The 636-nt window shown below is 33.0% G+C and carries 1 protein-coding gene; it reads left to right on the top strand.

Annotated features, from left to right (window positions below; translation table 11 throughout):
* Positions 1 to 180 precede the first annotated feature (180 nt).
* Entirely contained in the window at positions 181 to 618 is a 438-nt protein-coding gene (locus tag ACFIQE_RS11285; RefSeq protein ID WP_375707791.1) for a hypothetical protein, read from the top strand.
* The last annotated feature ends 18 nt before the right edge of the window (positions 619 to 636 follow it).

Below are 636 nucleotides of genomic sequence, written 5' to 3'. Positions count from 1 at the left end.
AACAAAAAAGAAGAACCGAGATTGATCGATTTTATTTTTGCAGGAGAAGTTTTTTAACTTGCGTCATTTGAGCCAAAAATGAGGATTGTTAATTAACAATGAATCATTGCGAGGTTCCTTTTTCAAAAACATTTTTGCAAGACAGGCAATATTCACACTCTTAAAGAAGAAAGATCATAGATGATAAATGAACCACAGATCTCTATAAGCAAAGTTCAGTTGATCGATCTTGTTAATAAGATTGGGCGGGAAGACATATATTATGGTGTCCGTTCGCCTCAAGATACATGTTTTGAAACACGCATAGATCCCTTATCAAATGGTTGTCTTGTCTATATACTGCATAGTATCTTTGCGCGTGATGATAAAAAATATTTTCCGTTATTTCCGTACGATGATTTTAATCAATGGTTTTTATCTGTGTTTACGCAAGCTTTCACAACTTGGTTTGATAATTATTTTTCTCAAGAGTTGTCATCTTTTTATCGCTTAAATGAGCTGATCTTGTTTACAGCCTTAGTCAAAAATAAGCTTGATATCTTAAGGGATGACCTCATCGAAAAAAGAGAAGAAGAAATCAAATTAATAAATGATGCGTGTAGTGTGCGTCTGAATTGAGTTAATCCACTTTTTTAA

It is taken from the genome of Bartonella sp. AA1HLJMS, from assembly GCF_042197445.1.
Taxonomy (GTDB): Bacteria; Pseudomonadota; Alphaproteobacteria; order Rhizobiales; family Rhizobiaceae; genus Bartonella.
The sequence above is the reverse complement of the archived record's forward strand: the minus strand, read 5'-3'. Positions and strand labels throughout refer to the sequence as shown.

What these genes read in the sequence shown, in the direction of transcription:
- ACFIQE_RS11285 (WP_375707791.1), top strand. Translation starts at nt 181, where the DNA reads ATGATAAATGAACCACAGATCTCTATAAGCAAAGTTCAGTTGATCGAT.